This window comes from Burkholderia sp. 567 (assembly GCF_040545115.1).
GTDB lineage: Bacteria > Pseudomonadota > Gammaproteobacteria > Burkholderiales > Burkholderiaceae > Burkholderia > Burkholderia ambifaria.
This window is the reverse complement of record NZ_JBEPLG010000001.1, coordinates 169,732-187,521: the sequence shown is the minus strand read 5'-3', so window position 1 is coordinate 187,521 and position 17,790 is coordinate 169,732. Positions and strand designations below refer to the sequence as shown.

General features: G+C 67.2%; 14 protein-coding genes and 1 pseudogene. 7 read left to right on the top strand and 8 right to left on the bottom strand.

Annotated elements, in window-relative coordinates; all coding sequences use genetic code 11:
* Positions 1–79 precede the first annotated feature (79 nt).
* From ABIC50_RS00865 to recG, 4 genes are all read right to left on the bottom strand, one after another.
* Entirely contained in the window at positions 80–253 is a 174-nt protein-coding gene (locus ABIC50_RS00865; protein ID WP_011656013.1) for a hypothetical protein, read from the bottom strand.
* Positions 254–357: 104 nt separating this feature from the next.
* Positions 358–2,544: a catalase/peroxidase HPI gene (gene katG, locus ABIC50_RS00860; protein ID WP_165750900.1), complete on the bottom strand. Its 2,187-nt coding sequence runs from the start codon at positions 2,542–2,544 to the stop codon at positions 358–360.
* Positions 2,545–2,977: 433 nt separating this feature from the next.
* A complete protein-coding gene (locus ABIC50_RS00855) occupies positions 2,978–3,937 on the bottom strand; it encodes a hydrogen peroxide-inducible genes activator (protein ID WP_011656011.1) in 960 nt (319 codons plus the stop codon).
* Between the two features lie 136 nt (positions 3,938–4,073).
* Positions 4,074–6,431, bottom strand: coding sequence for an ATP-dependent DNA helicase RecG (recG, locus tag ABIC50_RS00850; protein ID WP_354161078.1), 2,358 nt, complete (start codon positions 6,429–6,431; stop codon positions 4,074–4,076).
* A 167-nt stretch (positions 6,432–6,598) separates the two neighbouring features.
* Between recG and queA the strand changes: the two genes are divergently transcribed.
* The 7 genes and pseudogenes from queA (at position 6,599) to ABIC50_RS00815 (ending at position 14,457) form a co-directional block, all read left to right on the top strand.
* Entirely contained in the window at positions 6,599–7,666 is a 1,068-nt protein-coding gene (gene queA / locus ABIC50_RS00845) for a tRNA preQ1(34) S-adenosylmethionine ribosyltransferase-isomerase QueA (RefSeq protein ID WP_354161075.1), read from the top strand.
* 159 nt (positions 7,667–7,825) lie between these two features.
* Positions 7,826–9,013: a tRNA guanosine(34) transglycosylase Tgt gene (gene tgt, locus ABIC50_RS00840; protein WP_354161072.1), complete on the top strand. Its 1,188-nt coding sequence runs from the start codon at positions 7,826–7,828 to the stop codon at positions 9,011–9,013.
* A gap of 258 nt (positions 9,014–9,271) precedes the next feature.
* Complete coding sequence (gene yajC, locus ABIC50_RS00835; RefSeq protein ID WP_006476868.1) at positions 9,272–9,595, top strand: preprotein translocase subunit YajC; 324 nt, start codon at positions 9,272–9,274, stop codon at positions 9,593–9,595.
* 118 nt (positions 9,596–9,713) lie between these two features.
* Complete coding sequence (gene secD, locus ABIC50_RS00830; RefSeq protein ID WP_354161070.1) at positions 9,714–11,735, top strand: protein translocase subunit SecD; 2,022 nt, start codon at positions 9,714–9,716, stop codon at positions 11,733–11,735.
* Positions 11,736–11,753: 18 nt separating this feature from the next.
* Positions 11,754–12,704 (top strand): protein translocase subunit SecF, encoded by a 951-nt coding sequence (gene secF, locus ABIC50_RS00825; protein WP_011656006.1) that lies wholly within the window; start codon positions 11,754–11,756, stop codon positions 12,702–12,704.
* Positions 12,705–12,863: 159 nt separating this feature from the next.
* A pseudogene (locus ABIC50_RS00820) lies at positions 12,864–13,874 on the top strand (S41 family peptidase).
* 127 nt (positions 13,875–14,001) lie between these two features.
* Complete coding sequence (locus ABIC50_RS00815) at positions 14,002–14,457, top strand: hypothetical protein (RefSeq protein WP_354161067.1); 456 nt, start codon at positions 14,002–14,004, stop codon at positions 14,455–14,457.
* 26 nt (positions 14,458–14,483) lie between these two features.
* On the opposite strand, the gene ABIC50_RS00810 is transcribed toward ABIC50_RS00815, so the two are convergent.
* The 4 genes from ABIC50_RS00810 to ABIC50_RS00795 all read right to left on the bottom strand — a co-directional run bounded on the left by ABIC50_RS00810 (position 14,484) and on the right by ABIC50_RS00795 (position 17,695).
* Positions 14,484–15,761 (bottom strand): MFS transporter, encoded by a 1,278-nt coding sequence (locus tag ABIC50_RS00810; protein WP_354161064.1) that lies wholly within the window; start codon positions 15,759–15,761, stop codon positions 14,484–14,486.
* Between the two features lie 157 nt (positions 15,762–15,918).
* Positions 15,919–16,500, bottom strand: coding sequence for a YceI family protein (locus ABIC50_RS00805; RefSeq protein WP_041491319.1), 582 nt, complete (start codon positions 16,498–16,500; stop codon positions 15,919–15,921).
* Positions 16,501–16,565: 65 nt separating this feature from the next.
* Positions 16,566–17,126, bottom strand: coding sequence for a YceI family protein (locus ABIC50_RS00800; RefSeq protein ID WP_175661493.1), 561 nt, complete (start codon positions 17,124–17,126; stop codon positions 16,566–16,568).
* Positions 17,127–17,134: 8 nt separating this feature from the next.
* Positions 17,135–17,695 carry a cytochrome b gene (locus ABIC50_RS00795; protein WP_175661494.1) on the bottom strand — a complete coding sequence of 187 codons (561 nt, stop codon included), beginning with the start codon at positions 17,693–17,695 and terminating at the stop codon, positions 17,135–17,137.
* Positions 17,696–17,790: the final 95 nt, after the last annotated feature.

The following is a 17,790-nucleotide window of genomic DNA, read 5'->3' as shown; positions in this document are numbered from 1 at the left end:
ATGCGGCGAGCAACCGGCATGCCGCCGCGCGGCGTCCGTCGCCACGTGCCAGTCTAGCGCGGCGAGCGAATCGCTGCGCTCAACCGCCGGCACTCGAGACGATCGGCGCGAGCGCGTGCAGCGCCTGCGCGACCAGCTCGGCTGCACCGCCGACGACGATCGCGAATCCGACGATGTGCCGCGCCAGCCCGGCCGGCGTGCGCAGCTCGGGCGCCGCGAGGGCGGCGCGCATGTTCAGCACGATTTGCGTCATGGTCGTCACTCCTTCGACAAGACCTTGAATCGGAAGAAAAAACGGCCGGTCATGCGACCGGCCGCTGCACGTTGCAACGTGACTGCGCTAGCGCGTCACGACGTTCACGCGAGGTCGAAGCGGTCGAGGTTCATCACCTTGTCCCAGGCCGCGACGAAATCGCGCACGAACTTCTCGTTCGCGTCCGCGCTGCCGTACACCTCGGCCAGCGCGCGCAACTGCGAGTGCGAACCGAAGATCAGGTCGACGCGCGTGCCGGTCCACTTGACCTGGCCCGTCGCACGATCGCGCCCTTCGAACACGTCGTTCGCGGCCGACACCGGCTTCCACTCCGTGCCCATGTCGAGCAGGTTCACGAAGAAGTCGTTCGACAGCGTGCCCGGACGATCGGTGAACACGCCGTGCTTCACATCGCCGACGTTCGCGCCGAGCACTCGCAGGCCGCCGACGAGCACCGTCAGCTCCGGCCCGTTCAGCGTCAGCAGCTGAGCCTTGTCGACCAGCAGCGCCTCGGCCGGCGTCTTGTACGCACTCTTCAGGTAGTTGCGGAAACCGTCCGCCACCGGCTCAAGCACGGCCATCGCGTCGACGTCCGTCTGCTCCTGCGACGCGTCCATCCGGCCCGGTGCGAACGGCACCGTCACCGCGACACCGGCGTTCTTCGCGGCCTGTTCGACACCGGCCGCACCGGCCAGCACGATCAGATCGGCGAGCGACACCTTCTTGCCGCCCGTCTGCGCATCGTTGAACGCCTTGCGCACGCCTTCGAGCGTCTCGAGCACTGCGGCAAGAGCGGCCGGCTGGTTCACTTCCCAGTCCTTCTGCGGCGCCAGGCGGATGCGCGCACCGTTCGCGCCGCCGCGCTTGTCGGAACCCCGGAACGTCGAGGCCGACGCCCACGCGGTCGACACGAGCTGCGCGACCGACAGGCCCGACGCGAGCACCTTCGCCTTCAGCGCCGCGACGTCCGCGTCATCGATCAGCGGGTGATCGACGGCCGGGATCGGATCCTGCCACAGCAGTTCCTCGGCCGGCACTTCCGGGCCGAGATAGCGCGCACGCGGACCCATGTCGCGGTGCGTGAGCTTGAACCAGGCGCGTGCGAACGCGTCGGCAAACTCGGCCGGGTTCTCGTAGAAGCGGCGCGAGATCTTCTCGTAGGCCGGATCGAAACGCAGCGACAGGTCGGTCGTCAGCATCGTCGGGCGATGCTTCTTCGACGCGTCGAACGCATCCGGAATCACTTCGTCCGCGCCCTTCGCGACCCACTGGTGCGCGCCGGCCGGGCTCTTCGTCAGTTCCCATTCGTAGCTGAACAGGTGCTTGAAGAAGTCGTGGCTCCACTTCGTCGGCGTCGACGTCCACGTGACTTCGAGGCCGCTGGTGATCGCATCGTGGCCCTTGCCCGATGCATACGCGCTCTTCCAGCCGAGACCCTGCTGCTCGATGCCCGCCGCTTCCGGCTCCGCACCGACGTCCGTCGCGGGGCCCGCGCCGTGCGTCTTGCCGAACGTGTGGCCGCCGGCGATCAGCGCGACCGTCTCTTCGTCGTTCATCGCCATCCGCGCGAACGTGTCGCGGATGTCGCGTGCCGCCGCGACCGGGTCGGGGTTGCCGTCCGGGCCTTCCGGGTTCACGTAGATGAGGCCCATCTGCACGGCCGCGAGCGGGTTCTCGAGATCACGGTCGCCCGAGTAGCGGCTGTTCGGGCCGCCGCTGAGTTCCAGCCAGATCTTTTCCGAACCCCAGTAGACGTCGTCCGGTTCCCACGTGTCGGCACGGCCGCCCGCGTAGCCGAAGGTCTTGAAGCCCATCGATTCGAGCGCGACGTTGCCGGTCAGGATCAGCAGGTCGGCCCACGAGATGTTGCGGCCGTACTTCTGCTTGATCGGCCACAGCAGCCGGCGCGCCTTGTCGAGGTTCGCGTTGTCCGGCCAGCTGTTCAGCGGCGCGAAGCGCTGCTGCCCGCCGCCCGCGCCGCCGCGGCCGTCGGCGATCCGGTACGTGCCGGCGCTGTGCCAGGCCATCCGGACGAACAGGCCGCCGTAGTGGCCGAAGTCCGCCGGCCACCAGTCCTGCGACGTCGTCATCAGCGCCTGCAGGTCGCGCTTCACCGCCGCGAGGTCCAGCTTCTTGAATGCTTGCGCGTAGTCGAAATCCTTGTCCATCGGATCGGACAGCGCCGAGTGCCGGTGCAGGATGTTCAGGTTCAGCTGGTTCGGCCACCAGTCCTTGTTCGACGTGCCGCCGGCCGCCGTGTGGTTGAACGGACATTTCGCTTCGGTCGACATGCTTTTCTCCTTTATTTGCTCGTAAGCCCCCACTTGCCGGGCGCGGTTCGTGGAGCATTGCGGGGGATGAAACGGGAATCGGGGGCACCGGAGCGGCGTGCGGCGGCACTCATCCGCCGTAGACACGATCCGCCAGGTATGCGAACGCAATCGGGCGCAGGCTGCGGGTCGCCGCCCTCGCACGATTCAGGACTTCATCGCGCGACGGGATGTTCCGTTGCGCGTGCTGCAATACCGACCGCATCATGACATCCTCCTTTGACGCTTGCATTGACGGTGCGAATCGGGCTGGCGAGCCGACGCCGATCCATGTAGAAGAGTGTATCGATATCTATCGACGTTTGTAATTTAATAAAAATAATCTATGCGATAGGCAAAAATAAACGGGGTCGCAAGCCCCGTTCATCATGCGGTCACGTATGCCGCCGTGCGTTCAGTTCATCGTCGCCGGCATGTCGAGCTTAGCGACGCCCGGCAGGTCGCACGCGGCGATCGCGTCGCTGATCGCGTCGATCGCCGGCATCCGCGTGAAGCTCTTGCGCCACACCAGCACGACGCGGCGATCGGGCACCGGTTCGTTGAACGGCACGTATGACAGCAGTTCGGCGTCGGGGCCATTCGCGCGCGGGCCGATCTCGGCGACCGACATCCGCGGCAGCACCGTGATGCCGACCCCGCTGGCGACCATATGGCGAATCGTTTCGAGCGACGAGCCCTCGAAGGTCTTCTGGATGCCGTCGGCTGTTTGCGAGAAGCGCATCAGTTCCGGGCACACGCCGAGCACGTGATCGCGGAAGCAGTGGCCGTTGCCGAGCAGCAGCATGGTTTCCTGCTTGAGATCCTCGGCGTCGATCTCGGCGCGCTTCTCCCACGGATGGCCGGCCGGCAGCGCGACGACGAACGGCTCGTCGTACAGCGGCCGCACCATCAGGCCGGTTTCGGGAAACGGCAGCGCCATGATCGCGGCGTCGATCTCGCCCTGCTTCAGCAGTTCGAGCAGCTTCAGCGTGTAGTTCTCCTGCAGCATCAAAGGCATCTGCGGCACACGCTGGATCATCTGCTTGACGAGCGTCGGCAGCAGGTACGGCCCGATCGTGTAGATCACGCCGAGCCGGAACGGGCCGACGAGCGGGTCCTTGCCCTGCTTCGCGATCTCCTTGATCGCGAAGGTCTGCTCGAGCACGCGCTGCGCCTGCGTGACGATCTGGTCGCCGATCGGGGTCACGCTCACTTCGCTCGCGCCGCGCTCGAAAATCTGCACGTTCAGCTCGTCTTCCAGCTTCTTGATCGCCACCGAGAGGGTCGGCTGGCTCACGAAGCAGGCTTCGGCGGCGCGACCGAAATGCCGCTCGCGCGCGACCGCGACGATGTATTTCAGTTCAGTCAGGGTCATTGTGGGCCAATCAGATATATACAGGCGATAGGTTTAATTTATACACCCACTCGGACCGATTCGCCAAGTTTCTCAGTATTGCAATGCGCCGGACGGCGGCAAATTTTGATTTTGGGACCCGCCCTGAATACGTCGATCACGCCTTCAGATACTGCTCCCGCGCGCCGAGCCAGCGGGCGAGATGCTGCGTGACGACGCCGGGATACGCGGCGATCAGTCGCGCCGCCGCGTCGCGGGCCGGGTCGATCAGCCAGCCGTCGGTCTCCAGGTTCGCGAAGCGCAGCATCGCCGCGCCCGACTGGCGCGCGCCGAGGAATTCGCCGGGGCCGCGGATCTCGAGGTCGCGCCGCGCGATCTCGAAGCCGTCGGTCGTCTCGCGCATCGTCTTCAGCCGCTCGCGGCCGGTGAGCGACAGCGGGCCCGTGTACAGCAGCACGCACACCGATGCCGCGGTGCCGCGCCCGACCCGGCCGCGCAACTGGTGCAGCTGCGCGAGGCCGAAGCGCTCCGCGTGCTCGATCACCATCAGCGACGCGTTCGGCACGTCGACGCCGACCTCGATCACGGTCGTCGCGACGAGCAACTGCACCTCGTTGCGCGTGAAGGCTTCCATCACGGCCGCCTTGTCGGCCGGCGACAGCCTGCCGTGCACGAGCCCGACCTTCAACTCGGGCAGGGCCGTGGCCAGCGTCTCGTAGGTTTCGACGGCCGTCTGCAACTGCAGCGTCTCGCTCTCCTCGATCAGCGGACACACCCAGTACACCTGGCGGCCGGTCAGCGCGGCCTCGCGCACGCGCGCGATCACCTCCTCGCGCCGCGCGTCGCCGACGAGGCGCGTCAGCACCGGCGTGCGGCCCGGCGGCAGCTCGTCGATCGTCGACACCTCGAGATCCGCGTAATACGTCATCGCGAGCGTGCGCGGAATCGGCGTGGCCGACATCATCAGCTGGTGCGGCTGGAAATCGCGCGCGCCGTTGGCCGCGTTCGCGGCCTTCGCCCGCAGCGCGAGACGCTGCTCGACGCCGAAGCGGTGCTGCTCGTCGACGATCACGAGGCCGAGCCGCGCGAATTCGACCGTGTCCTGGATGATCGCGTGCGTGCCGATCACGAGCTGCGCGGTGCCGAGCGCCGCGGCCTCGATCGCCGCGCGCTTCTCCTTCGCCTTCAGGCTGCCCGCGAGCCACGCGACCGACACGCCGAGCGGCTCGAGCCACGCGCGCAGCTTGCGGGCGTGCTGCTCCGCGAGGATTTCGGTCGGCGCCATCAGCGCGGCCTGGTAGCCGGCATCGATCGCTTGAGTCGCGGCCAGCGCGGCGACGACCGTCTTGCCGCTGCCGACGTCGCCCTGCAACAGCCGCTGCATCGGATGCGGGAGCGTGAGGTCGTGCGCGATCTCGTCGACGACGCGCGCCTGCGCGCCCGTCAGCGTGAACGGCAGCGCCGCGTAGAGGCGCGTGGTCTGCGCGTCGGCATCGGTCGCGGCGCGACGCGGCATCGCGGGCGCCGTGCGCGTGCGGCGCTCCTCGTGCGCGCGCTTGAGCGACAGCTGCTGCGCGAGCAGCTCCTCGAACTTGATGCGTGTCCACGCCGGATGCGAGCCGTCCATCAGCGCGGCTTCGTCGGAATCGACGCCCGGGTGATGCAGGATCCGCACGGCCTGCGCGAGCGTCGGCACGCCGAGCGGCTTCAGGTAGTCGCGCTCGATCTCGGGCGGCAGCAGCTCGGGCAGCGGCGTGCGCTCGACCGCGTTCTCGATCGCCTTGCGCAGATACGCCTGCGACACGCCGGCCGTGCTCGGATAGACGGGCGTGAGCACCTGCGGCAGCGGCGCACCGGCTTCGACCACGCGCACGGCCGGATGCACCATCTCCATCCCGAAGAAGCCGCCGCGCACGTCGCCGCGCACGCGCAGCCGCTGGCCGACGGCCATCTGCTTGACCTGCGAGCCGTAGAAATTCAGGAAGCGCAGTACGAGCTGCTCGCCGTCGTCGTCCTGGATCTTCACGACGAGCTGGCGGCGCGGCCGGTACGCGACCTCGTTGTCGAACACAATGCCTTCGGTCTGCGCGATGCCGCCCGGCAGCAGTTCGCCGATCGGCGTGAGCGTGGTTTCGTCCTCGTAGCGCATCGGCAGATGCAGCACGAGATCGATCGAGCGCGTGAGGCCGAGCTTCGCGAGCTTGTCGGCGGTCTTCACGGGTTTGTCGGCGGCCGGCTTCTTCTTGCGCTTCGCGCCGGGTGCATCGGATGCGCCCGAGGCCGCCGCCGCGCCCGCTTCGTCGCTGCCGGCGCCCGGTTCGACGTCGGGCGCGGCGGCGGCCGGTTGCGCGAGCCGCCCGTCGGCGCCGCGCTTCGGGCCCGCGCGCTTCGGCGCCGCGCGCGCGTCGGAGTCGCGCTCGCCCGCGCTTCGCGCGGGTAACGCGGCATCGTCCGCGTCGAACGGATCGGCGGAATCGGCAACGGCAGCGGAGGAACGGCGTGGTGACACAGGCATCGGATCGTCTGGGTGCTTCGCAAGGCAAGTACAATAGCGGCTTTCACGTCGTCCGAACGAACGACGCCGGCCAGGCCGCGCATCCCGCCATCATAGCGGCTCGCGCGCCCCATTCATGCGTTTCCGCCTTGTGGGCGGCGCCCGCCGGCCGTTTCGAACCAGCCCGCATGTTCACGCTTTCCGATTTCGATTTCAATCTGCCGCCCGAGCTGATTGCGCAAACCGCGCTGCCCGAGCGCACCGCGAGCCGCCTGCTCGAGGTCGACCATACCGTCGAGCCCGCGCGCCTCGTCGACCGCAACTTCACCGAGCTGCCGTCGTGCATCGCGCCCGGCGACCTGCTCGTGTTCAACGATACCAGGGTGCTGAAGGCGCGTTTCTTCGGCCAGAAGGCCAGTGGCGGCAAGATCGAGGTGCTGATCGAGCGCGTGACCGGCACGCATACGGCGCTCGCGCAGATCCGCGCGAGCAAGTCGCCGGGCGCCGGCACGACGCTGCGCCTCGCCGACGCGTTCGACGTGACGGTCGGCGAGCGCGTCGAACCGTTCTTCACGCTGCACTTCCCGCAGCCGTGCCTCACGCTGATCGAGCATCACGGCCGGCTGCCGCTGCCGCCATATATCGAGCACGACGCCGACGCGAACGACGAGACGCGCTACCAGACCGTCTACGCGAGCAACCCGGGCGCGGTCGCGGCGCCCACCGCCGGGCTCCATTTCGACCTGCCGCTGCTCGAGCAGCTCGACGCGATGGGCGTCGAGCGCGCGACGCTGACGCTGCACGTGGGCGCGGGCACGTTCCAGCCGGTGCGCGTCGAGAACATCGCCGAGCACCGGATGCACAGCGAGTGGTACGACCTGCCGCAGTCGCTCGTCGACAAGATCGCCGCCACGCGCGCGCGCGGCGGCAACGTGATCGCGGTCGGCACGACGTCGATGCGCGCGCTCGAAGCCGCGGCGCGCAGCGCCGACGAAGCGGGCCGCCCGCTCGCGGCGACGCAGGCCGAGACCGACATCTTCATCACGCCCGGCTACCGCTTCCGGGTCGTCGACCGGCTCGTCACGAACTTCCACCTGCCGAAGTCGACGCTGCTGATGCTGGTGTCCGCGTTCGCGGGCGTCGAGACGATCCGCGCGGCCTACCGGCACGCGATCGACGAACGCTACCGCTTCTTCAGCTACGGCGACGCGATGCTGCTCACGCGGCGCGACACGCCGGAGGCGCCGCAAGCATAAGCGCGACGGGCGCAACGGTCCCGCACCGCATGACCGTCGCCCTCAGATTTCCCGCTGTGCGCGCCACGCTGGCGCGCACCCGCTTTTCCCGCCGCCGGGTTCCTGGCGGCCTGTCCAACATGCGCCGGACTGTTTTCCGGTGGCAAGGAGAATGACGCGATGACCGAAAGTTCATCCCACGATACGCACGCGCCCGTGCAGGAACGCCCGGCCAACGGGCTCGAATTCGAACTGCTGACGACCGACGGCCATGCACGCCGCGGCCGCGTGAAGCTCAACCACGGCGTGGTCGAGACGCCGATCTTCATGCCGGTCGGCACGTACGGCACCGTGAAGGCGATCCAGCCGCGCGAGCTGCACGAGATCAAGGCCCAGATCATCCTCGGCAACACGTTCCACCTGTGGCTGCGCCCGGGCCTCGACACGATCGACGCGCACGGCGGCCTGCACGGCTTCATGGGCTGGAACAAGCCGATCCTGACCGACTCGGGCGGCTTCCAGGTGTTCTCGCTCGGCGACCTGCGCAAGATCACCGAGGACGGCGTCACGTTCGCGTCGCCGATCAACGGCGACAAGCTGTTCCTGTCGCCGGAAGTGTCGATGCAGATTCAGAAGGTGCTGAACTCCGACATCGTGATGCAGTTCGACGAATGCACGCCGTACGCGACCAACGGCGTGCCGACGACGCACAAGGAGGCGGCCGACTCGATGCGCATGTCGCTGCGCTGGGCGAAGCGCTCGCTCGACGAGTTCGACCGGCTCGGCAACCCGAACGCCCTCTTCGGGATCGTCCAGGGCGGGATGTTCGAGGATCTGCGCGACGAATCGCTCGCGGGGCTGTCCGAGCTCGGCTTCCACGGCCTCGCGATCGGCGGGCTATCGGTCGGCGAGCCGAAGGAAGACATGATGCGCGTGCTGCGGCACGTCGGCCCGAAGCTGCCGGCCAACAAGCCACACTACCTGATGGGCGTCGGCACGCCGGAGGACCTGGTCGAGGGCGTCGCGAACGGCATCGACATGTTCGACTGCGTGATGCCGACCCGCAACGCGCGCAACGGCTGGCTGTTCACGCGCTTCGGCGACGTGAAGATCCGCAACGCGACGCACAAGAACTCGCTGAAGCCGCTCGATGCGAGCTGCGGCTGCTACACGTGCCAGAACTTCTCGCGCGGCTACCTGCATCACCTGCACCGTGTCGGCGAAATCCTCGGCGCGCAGCTCAACACGATCCACAACCTGCACTACTACCTGCAGCTGATGGGCGAGATCCGCGACGCGATCGAAACCCATACGTTCGACGCGTTCCGCCAGCGCTTCGCGGAGGATCGCGCGAGAGGGGTCGACTGACGCGGCCGGCTGCCCGCGCCGCTGCCCGCCCCGCTGCCCGCGCCGCCGCCTGTCACATCGGACACGTACTAAATAACGCGTTCCAGGTGCCGGTCGCGACCGCGAAACATTACAATTGCCTTTCCAAACAAGTCGCAACGGTGCGGGTTCATGCTTTAACAGCTTGATCCGAAAGCGCATTTGCCGCGCCGTTTGCACATGGGGCCGGTGGTAGAATAACCGGCTTATTTTTCGATCTTCCCCTACGGAGAGACCAACGTGCCGTTCATTTCCAATGCCTTCGCGCAAGGCGCCGGTGGCGCCGAATCGAGCCTGATGAGCTTCCTGCCGCTCATCCTGATGTTCGCGGTGCTGTACTTCATCATGATCCGTCCGCAGATGAAGCGTCAGAAGGAACACCGCAACATGCTCGCGGCCATGGCGAAGGGCGACGAAGTCGTCACGAGCGGCGGCCTCGTCGGCAAGGTGACGAAGGTCACCGAAGGCTACATCGGCGTCGAAATCGCCGAAGGCACCGAAATCACCGTGCAGAAGGCCGCCGTCACGACCATTCTGCCGAAGGGCACGATCAAGTCGCTGTAAGGCTCGCTGTAAGGCTTTTACCGAGCGTCCGGCTCCCCGCGCCGTGCCCGCCTGAGAGAGCGGGCCGCCGCGGCGCCGGACGCGACGCTTTCACGCCAACCACCCGTTCGGCCCCCTCATGAATCGTTATCCACTCTGGAAATATGTCGTGATGGTCGTGGCGCTCGCCATCGGCTTTCTGTACACATTGCCCAACTTCTTCGGTGAAGCGCCGGCGGTGCAGGTGTCGAGCGGCAAGGCCACGGTCAAGCTCGACTCGACCACGCTGACCCAGGTCGAATCCGCGCTCGCGTCCGCGCAGATCAAGCCGGACGACATCACCTTCGAGAACACGGCGTCCAACGCGAACATCCGCGTGCGCCTGAAGGACACCGATACGCAGCTGCGCGTCAAGGACCTGCTGCAGAAATCGCTGAACGCCGATCCGAACGATCCGCAGTACGTCGTCGCACTGAACCTGCAGAGCGCGTCGCCGCGCTGGCTGACCGCATTGCACGCGCTGCCGATGTATCTCGGCCTCGACCTGCGCGGCGGTGTCCACTTCCTGCTCCAGGTCGACATGACGGGCGCGCTGACGAAGAAGCTCGACTCCGACGCATCCGACGCACGCGCGCTGCTGCGCGACCGGAACATCCGCGACGGCGGCGTGAGCCGCGTCGACCAGTCCGTCGTCGTCAACTTCAGCGATGCGCAAACGGCCGAAGACGCCCGCAAGGTGCTCGCTGCCTCCGTCACCGAACTGCAATGGGCGACCCAGCCCGGCGGCGGCGGCACGCAGGTCGTCGGCACGTTCACGCCGGCCGTGCAGAAGTCCGTCGAGGACGCCGCGCTCAAGCAGAACCTGACGACGCTCCACAACCGCGTGAACGAACTCGGCGTGTCCGAGCCGATCCTGCAGCAGCAGGGCAGCGACCGTATCGTCGTCGAGCTGCCGGGCGTGCAGGACACCGCGAAGGCGAAGGACATCATCGGCCGCACCGCAACGCTCGAGGCGCGCCTCGCCGATCCGATCAACACGCACCCGAACCCGAACGACCCCGTGCCGCCGGGCGAGGAGCTGTTCACGCAGGGCAACCAGGCGCCCGTGCTGCTGAAGAAGGAAGTGATCTTCACCGGCGACCGCATCATCGATGCGTCGGCCGGCTTCGACGAACACCAGCGTCCGTCGGTCAACATCCGCCTCGATTCGGCGGGCGGCCGCTCGGTGCGCGCGGTGTCGCGCGAGAACATCGGCAAGCCGATGGCGATGGTGCTGTTCGAGAAGGGCAAGGGCGAAGTGCTGACCGTCGCGACGATCCAGTCCGAACTCGGCGACCGCTTCCAGATCACGGGCCAGCCGACGCCGCAGGCAGCGGCCGACCTCGCGCTGCTGCTGCGCGCCGGTTCGCTCGCCGCCCCGATGGACATCATCGAGGAACGCACGATCGGCCCGAGCCTCGGCGCGGACAACATCAAGATGGGCGTCCACTCGGTGATCTGGGGCTTCTGCGCGATCGCCGTGTTCATGATCGCGTACTACATGCTGTTCGGCGTGATTTCGGTGATCGGCCTGTCGGTGAACCTGCTGCTGCTCGTCGCGGTGCTGTCGCTGATGCAGGCGACGCTGACGCTGCCGGGTATCGCGGCAATCGCGCTCGCGCTCGGCATGGCGATCGACTCGAACGTGCTGATCAACGAGCGCGTGCGTGAAGAACTGCGCGCCGGCCAGCCGCCGCAGGTCGCGATCCAGTCCGGCTACGCGCATGCGTGGGCGACGATTCTCGACTCGAACGTCACGACGCTGATCGCCGGCCTCGCGCTGCTCGCGTTCGGCTCGGGCCCGGTTCGCGCGTTCGCGATCGTGCACTGCCTCGGCATCCTGACGTCGATGTTCTCCGCGGTGTTCTTCTCGCGCGGGCTCGTCAACCTCTGGTACGGCGGCCGCAAGAAACTGAAGTCGCTCGCGATCGGCCAGGTGTGGAGGCCGGAAGGCGCCACGGCCGGCGCGTCGTTCACCGCGGCCGACGAATCGACCGACACCGCGCGCGCCGCGAAGCTCGCCGCCCCCGCGAAGGGCAACGCCCCGCGCGCCGGCAAGCCGCAGCTGCGCAACCGCGCGCAGCAAGGCGTGTCGCCGAAGAAACCGGGCTCGACCCAATAAGGCCCCGGAGACGAAGCCATGGAATTTTTCCGCATCCGTAAAGACATTCCGTTCATGCGGCACGCGCTGGTGTTCAACGTGATCTCGCTGGTCACGTTCCTCGCCGCCGTGTTCTTCCTGTTCCACCGCGGGCTGCACCTGTCCGTCGAATTCACCGGCGGTACGGTGATCGAGGTTCAGTACCAGCAGGCCGCGCAGCTCGAACCCGTGCGCGCCACGCTCGGCAAGCTCGGCTACGCCGATGCGCAGGTGCAGAATTTCGGCACGTCGCGCAACGTGCTGATCCGCCTGCAGCTGAAGGAAGGCCTCACGTCCGCGCAGCAGAGCGATCAGGTGATGACCGCACTGAAGGCGCAGAGCCCCGACGTGTCGCTGCAGCGCGTCGAGTTCGTCGGCCCGCAGGTCGGCCGCGAGCTCGCGACCGACGGTCTCCTCGCGCTCGCGTGCGTCGTGATCGGCATCGTGATCTATCTGTCGATCCGCTTCGAATGGAAGTACGCGGTCGCCGGCATCATCGCGAACCTGCACGACGTCGTGATCATTCTCGGCTTCTTCGCGTTCTTCCAGTGGGAGTTCTCGCTGGCGGTGCTCGCGGCGATCCTCGCGGTGCTCGGCTACTCGGTCAACGAGTCGGTCGTCATCTTCGACCGGATCCGCGAAACGTTCCGCCGCGAACGCAGGATGAGCGTGTCGGAAGTGATCAACCACGCGATCACGACGACGATGTCGCGCACGATCATCACGCACACGTCGACGGAAATGATGGTGCTGTCGATGTTCTTCTTCGGCGGCCCGACGCTGCACTACTTCGCGCTCGCGCTGACGGTCGGCATCATGTTCGGCATCTACTCGTCGGTGTTCGTCGCGGGCTCGCTCGCGATGTGGCTCGGCATCAAACGCGAAGACCTGATCAAGGAAAAGAAGGGCGCACACGATCCGGACGATCCGAACGCGGGCGCGCAGGTTTGAGCCCGCGCCGTTTCGGCTGATTGCAGAAGGCCGGTCCCTCGTGACCGGCCTTTTTTCATGGGCGGACCGCCGCCCGCCTCCACCGGCGCGACGGCGCGGGCCCGTCGGCTACAATTGCGTCACCATTCCGCCCCGCCGCCCGTCGAACCTGCGGTCCTCATGATGCCTGCAACGCGCGTCGTTCGTCGCATCGCCGCCTGGAGTACCGCCGCCGCCGCGGCCGCGTTCGTTGCGTGCGCATCGGCCGCCCGCGCGCAACCCGCGTCCGCCCCGACCGCCACCGCGCCCGCTTCATCGTCAGCCTCCGCGCCTGCCGCCGCGTCGCAATCATCGCCCTGCCCCCCGACTGGGAACCGCAGCTCTGCGAACTGAAGGCCGCGGTCGACGTGCTGAAGCAGCAGCACCTGACCGACGTCGACATCGGCGCGCTACTCGACGCCACCGTGCACGACGGAATCAAGACCTTGCCGTACGCACCCTTCTTCAACGCGAAGGAGCGGCAGGCGCAACTCGACGACGAACGCCGCGCGCGCGACGGCACGCCGGGCATCCGCATCGTGTTCGACACGCGGCCCGACGGGCTGCACATCATCGACGTGATTCCCGACGCGCCCGCCGAGCGAGCCGGCGTGCGGCCCGACGATCTCGTCGTCGCGATGAACGACCAGAGCGTCGTGGGCATCGACAGCAGCGAGGTCGTGAAGCTCGCGAAGGGCGACGCGGGCGTGCCGCTGAGGCTCAAGGTCCGGCGCGGGCCGAACCACACGACGCTGACCTTCGCGCCGGGCCGTGCGATCGTCAAGCCGTGTCCGGCGAGCGCGAAGCGGCTCGCCGGCGACATTCGTGCCGCCGCGCCGCGATTCGGACATCGACGGCGTGCTGCTGTGGTACCGGGAAGTCGATCTCGCCCGTGCGCCGTATGCGGACCGGCTGGCGCCCGATCCGTTCGCGCAAGTCCGCCACGCGCGGCAGACGCTGCGCGAGCAGCGTGTGCGCGCGAAAGTCGATCTGTCGAAAGGCGCGGGGCTGCCGCAGCGCGCATTCGGTACGGCTGCGGACTGGCAGCTCACGCAGGCGATCAATGCACTCGCCGGTCGCCCGGTGAGGACCGCCCACGCACCGGCCCGACTGATGCCGGCGCAGCCGACATGTGAGCGCAGCGACGACTGACGCGCCGCCGGACCGGACGCATCCGCCGCAATGGTAAATTGAACGCTCCATCACATCATCCGGATCCAGCCCGATGACACATGCTCAGCCAGGCGGCGCGCTCCGCGAGTTCTTCAAGCATTCACTCGTGACGGCCGTCGTCGGTGCGCTGATCGGCAGTTTCGGCACCTGGATGGTCGACCGCAACATGGTCAACGCGGCACGCGAGACGGCCCGCCTCGCAGAGCAACGCGCGGCATTCGTCGAAGTATGGGGTCATGCCGAGCTGTTCGCCTTGAAGCAGGCGCGATATGAGGACTTCTCCTCGCTCGACGATTTGGCGGCGAAGATGCCGCAAAATCCGGTGTCGGCAATCTTCCGGAACAACTATCGCGCGCTCGGAGCCGAAGCGAATCGCGCCCGAGATGAAGCGCGCAACTCGCTCGCGGCAAAGCGCCTGCTCCTGTCGGAGCCGCAATACGACGCGGCTCGCCGCTTCATCGACGCGTCGTCCGCGGCGAGCCAAACCGGCAAGCGCGTCACGGCGGCGGATCTCGAAGCGCTACGTGCGACTGCGAAGACGCTACTGGCTACCGACGGCTGAATCACAGCCCCCGGCCGGCTGCCCCCTCACCGAAACCCGAACCGCCGCCGCAGCACGAACAGCGCCGCGAGGCTCAGCACGGCCGCGAACATCAGGTAGAAGCTCGGCGCGGTCTTCATCCCGGTCGCGCGGATCAGCCACGCGATGATGAACGGCCCGAAGCCGCCGAAGATCGTCACCGCGACGTTATACGCGAGCGACATCCCGGTCGTGCGCGTCTGCACCGGAAACACTTCCGACAGCAGGCCCGGCAGCGCCGCGAAATAGCCGGTCATCAGGAACGCGAGCAGCACCTGCAGCGCGATCAGCGTGCCGAAGCCCGGGTGCGCGACCAGGTACGCGAATGCCGGATAGATCAGCACGAGAATGCCGAGCGCCGGCGCGATCATCACGCGCACGCGGCCGTAGCGATCCGACCAGTGGCCGACGAGCGGCGCGAACGCCATCTGGATCACGCCGACGACGAGGATCGCCGCGAACGCGGCCGACGGCGCGAGGCCGAGCTGCTTCACGCCGTAGGTCGGCATGAACAGCACGAGATAGGTCGCGACGGTGCCGAGCACGACCACGCCCATCGCGGCGACGAGCCGCGCCTTGTGCGACGCGAACGTGTCGCGCAACGGGGTCGCGGTGCTTTCGGCCGCGAGGAATTCGGGCGTCTCGTCGACCTTCGAGCGGATGTAGTACGCGACGGGCCCGAGCAGCAGCCCGAAGAAGAATGGAATGCGCCAGCCCCACGCGGCCATCTGGTCGGCCGTGAGCTGCGCGTTCAGCACGGTGCCGAAACCGGCGGCAAGCAGTGTCGTGAGGCCCTGGCTCGCGACCTGCCAGCTCGCGAAGAAGCCGCGCCGGCCCGGCACGTGCTCGGCCAGGAACGCGGTCGCGCTGCCGAATTCGCCGCCCGCCGAGAAACCCTGCATCAGCCGTGCGGCGACGAGGATCAGCGGCGCCGCGACGCCGATCGTCCCGTAGGTCGGCAGCACCGCGATGACGAGCGTGCCGGCCATCATCAGCAGGATCGACAGCGTGAGCGCGGCCTTGCGGCCCGCGCGGTCGGCATACGCGCCGAGCACGATCGCGCCGAGCGGACGCATGAAGAACGACACGCCGAACGTACCGAGCGTGAGCAGCAGCGACGCGGTGTCGTTGCCGGCCGGAAAGAACAGCTTCGAGATCGTCACCGCGAAGAAGCCGTAGACGACGAGGTCGAACCACTCGAGCGCGTTGCCGATCGACGCGGCAACCACCGCGCGCCACACGCGCGGCGACGAGGCAATGGAGCTGGACTGCGTGACGGCGTGCATCGGCGATCTCCTTGTCGTTGTACGTTTTGTCCGACGCGCCGTTCCCGCGCCGCGAGCTGTGCCGACGATTATAGGCGCGCAAAAAAAACCGCCGCGACCCCGGAAACGGGGGCGCGGCGGTGTACACGCAACGCGGCGGCCGGTGCGGCCGGGCGCGTTACTGCTGCTTGACGGCTTCGGCCGTGATCAGCAGCTTCGTCTTCATCTTGAAGCCGTATTGCTTGCCGTAGTCGAGGCCGAAATCGTCGCGGCTGAATTCGCCGATCGCGTCGACGCCGCACACTTCACGCTTGAGCATCGGGTGCGGCATGCACTTGAACGAGTCGATCTTCAGCGTGACCGGCTTCGTGACGCCATGCAGCGTCAGGTTGCCGACCACCGACACGGGCTTGTCGCCGTCGAACTTGATCGTGCCTTTGTAGTTCGCCTGCGGGAACTTGGCGGCGTCGAAGAATTCGCCCGTCTGCAGGTGCTCGTCGAGCTTCGTGCTGCCCGTGTGGATCGACGCGATGTCGGTCGTCACGTCGACCGTACCGGTCTTCGCCGCGCGGTCGAGCGTCACGGTGCCGCTCGACTTGTCGAACTTGCCGCGCCAGACCGACAGGCCGCCGAAGTGGTCGGCCTCGAAGCTCGGGTACGTATGGCTCGGGTCGAACTGGTACGTCGCGGTGTCGGCGAATGCCGAGAACGACAGCGAGGCGGCCAATGCGCCGGCGGCGATGATCAGATGCTTTTTCAAACTCATTCTCCTGTGAACAGCGCCGCGCCCTCGCGCGGCATTCGGGTAATGCAACAGCGCGCCGCTTACTTCGTGGCGACGAGATGGAACTTGATCTGCACTTCGTCGGCGACGATCGACGTGTCCTTCCACTCGCCGGTGCCGACGTTGAACGCCGAACGCTTGATCGGCAGCACGCCGTCGAAGGTCTGCGTCGCGCCGCTCTGCGTGACCGTGACGGGCACGGTGACGGTCTCGGACTTGCCCTTGATCGTCAGCTTGCCGGTCACGTTGTACTTGTTGCCGCCGGCCGGCGCGATCGCCGACGACGCGAAGGTCGCCTGCGGATACGTCTTCGCGTCGAACCAGTCCTTGCCCGCGACCTGGTCGTTGTACATCTTGTCGCCAAGGTCGAAGCTCGCGATGTCGATCGACATCTGCGCGCTGCCCTGCGCGGCCTTCGCCGGGTCGAACTTCACCTGCGCGGAGAACTTCTTGAATGCGCCTTCGGTCGGCACGTTCATCTGCTTCGACACCGCGGACACCTTGCTCTTCGCGAGATCGACGTCGGCATGCGCCGCGCCCGACGCGACAAGTGCCGCCGCGGCGAACGCGGTCAGCATGGAGCGGGAGAAAGACACTTTCATGGGATCCTTCATTTGGCAAAGGGAAGCATCCGCGACAGCAGGCCGTCGCGGTCCAACACCTGGTGCTTGAGCGCCGCGAGCACGTGCAGCGAAACGAGCGCAAGCAGAATGTAATTCAAAGACACGTGAAGCGTCTTGAACGTTTCCTTCAACACCGGATCGGGGTCGATCAGGCGCGGCAACGGCACGATGCCGAGGTAGACGACCGGGATGTTCGACGCCGAGCTGTACAGATAGCCGGTCACCGGGATCACGAGCATCAGCACGTACAGCAGGATGTGCACGCCGTGCGACGCCGCCCGCTGCCATGCCGGCGTATTGCCCGGCAGCGCCGGCGACGCATGGGTCGCACGCCACAGCACGCGCACGACGGCCAGCGCGAACGCCGTCACGCCGATCCACTTGTGCCACGAGAAATACTTCAGCTTGGTCGGCGTGAAACCGGGGATGTCCGTCATCACCCAGCCGAGCGCGAAGCCGCAGACGATCAGCAGCGCGATCAGCCAGTGCAGCGCGATCGCGGTCTGCGTGTAACGTGCCGGCCGGGCCGGCAGCGAATTCGATGCCATCTTGGTTTCCTCAGTTGAGCGAACGGCCGCGCCGGTAAATTCGTCCGACGCTTGCCACGGCCGCCATGCTACCGCAACCTTTTGTGCTGCGCGGA

What these genes read in the sequence shown, in the direction of transcription:
- queA (WP_354161075.1), top strand. Translation starts at nt 6,599, where the DNA reads ATGTTCACGCTTTCCGATTTCGATTTCAATCTGCCGCCCGAGCTGATT.
- recG (WP_354161078.1), bottom strand. Translation starts at nt 6,431, where the DNA reads ATGCCTGTGTCACCACGCCGTTCCTCCGCTGCCGTTGCCGATTCCGCC.
- ABIC50_RS00800 (WP_175661493.1), bottom strand. Translation starts at nt 17,126, where the DNA reads ATGAAAGTGTCTTTCTCCCGCTCCATGCTGACCGCGTTCGCCGCGGCG.
- tgt (WP_354161072.1), top strand. Translation starts at nt 7,826, where the DNA reads ATGACCGAAAGTTCATCCCACGATACGCACGCGCCCGTGCAGGAACGC.
- ABIC50_RS00865 (WP_011656013.1), bottom strand. Translation starts at nt 253, where the DNA reads ATGACGCAAATCGTGCTGAACATGCGCGCCGCCCTCGCGGCGCCCGAG.
- ABIC50_RS00810 (WP_354161064.1), bottom strand. Translation starts at nt 15,761, where the DNA reads ATGCACGCCGTCACGCAGTCCAGCTCCATTGCCTCGTCGCCGCGCGTG.
- secF (WP_011656006.1), top strand. Translation starts at nt 11,754, where the DNA reads ATGGAATTTTTCCGCATCCGTAAAGACATTCCGTTCATGCGGCACGCG.
- ABIC50_RS00855 (WP_011656011.1), bottom strand. Translation starts at nt 3,937, where the DNA reads ATGACCCTGACTGAACTGAAATACATCGTCGCGGTCGCGCGCGAGCGG.
- ABIC50_RS00795 (WP_175661494.1), bottom strand. Translation starts at nt 17,695, where the DNA reads ATGGCATCGAATTCGCTGCCGGCCCGGCCGGCACGTTACACGCAGACC.
- secD (WP_354161070.1), top strand. Translation starts at nt 9,714, where the DNA reads ATGAATCGTTATCCACTCTGGAAATATGTCGTGATGGTCGTGGCGCTC.
- katG (WP_165750900.1), bottom strand. Translation starts at nt 2,544, where the DNA reads ATGTCGACCGAAGCGAAATGTCCGTTCAACCACACGGCGGCCGGCGGC.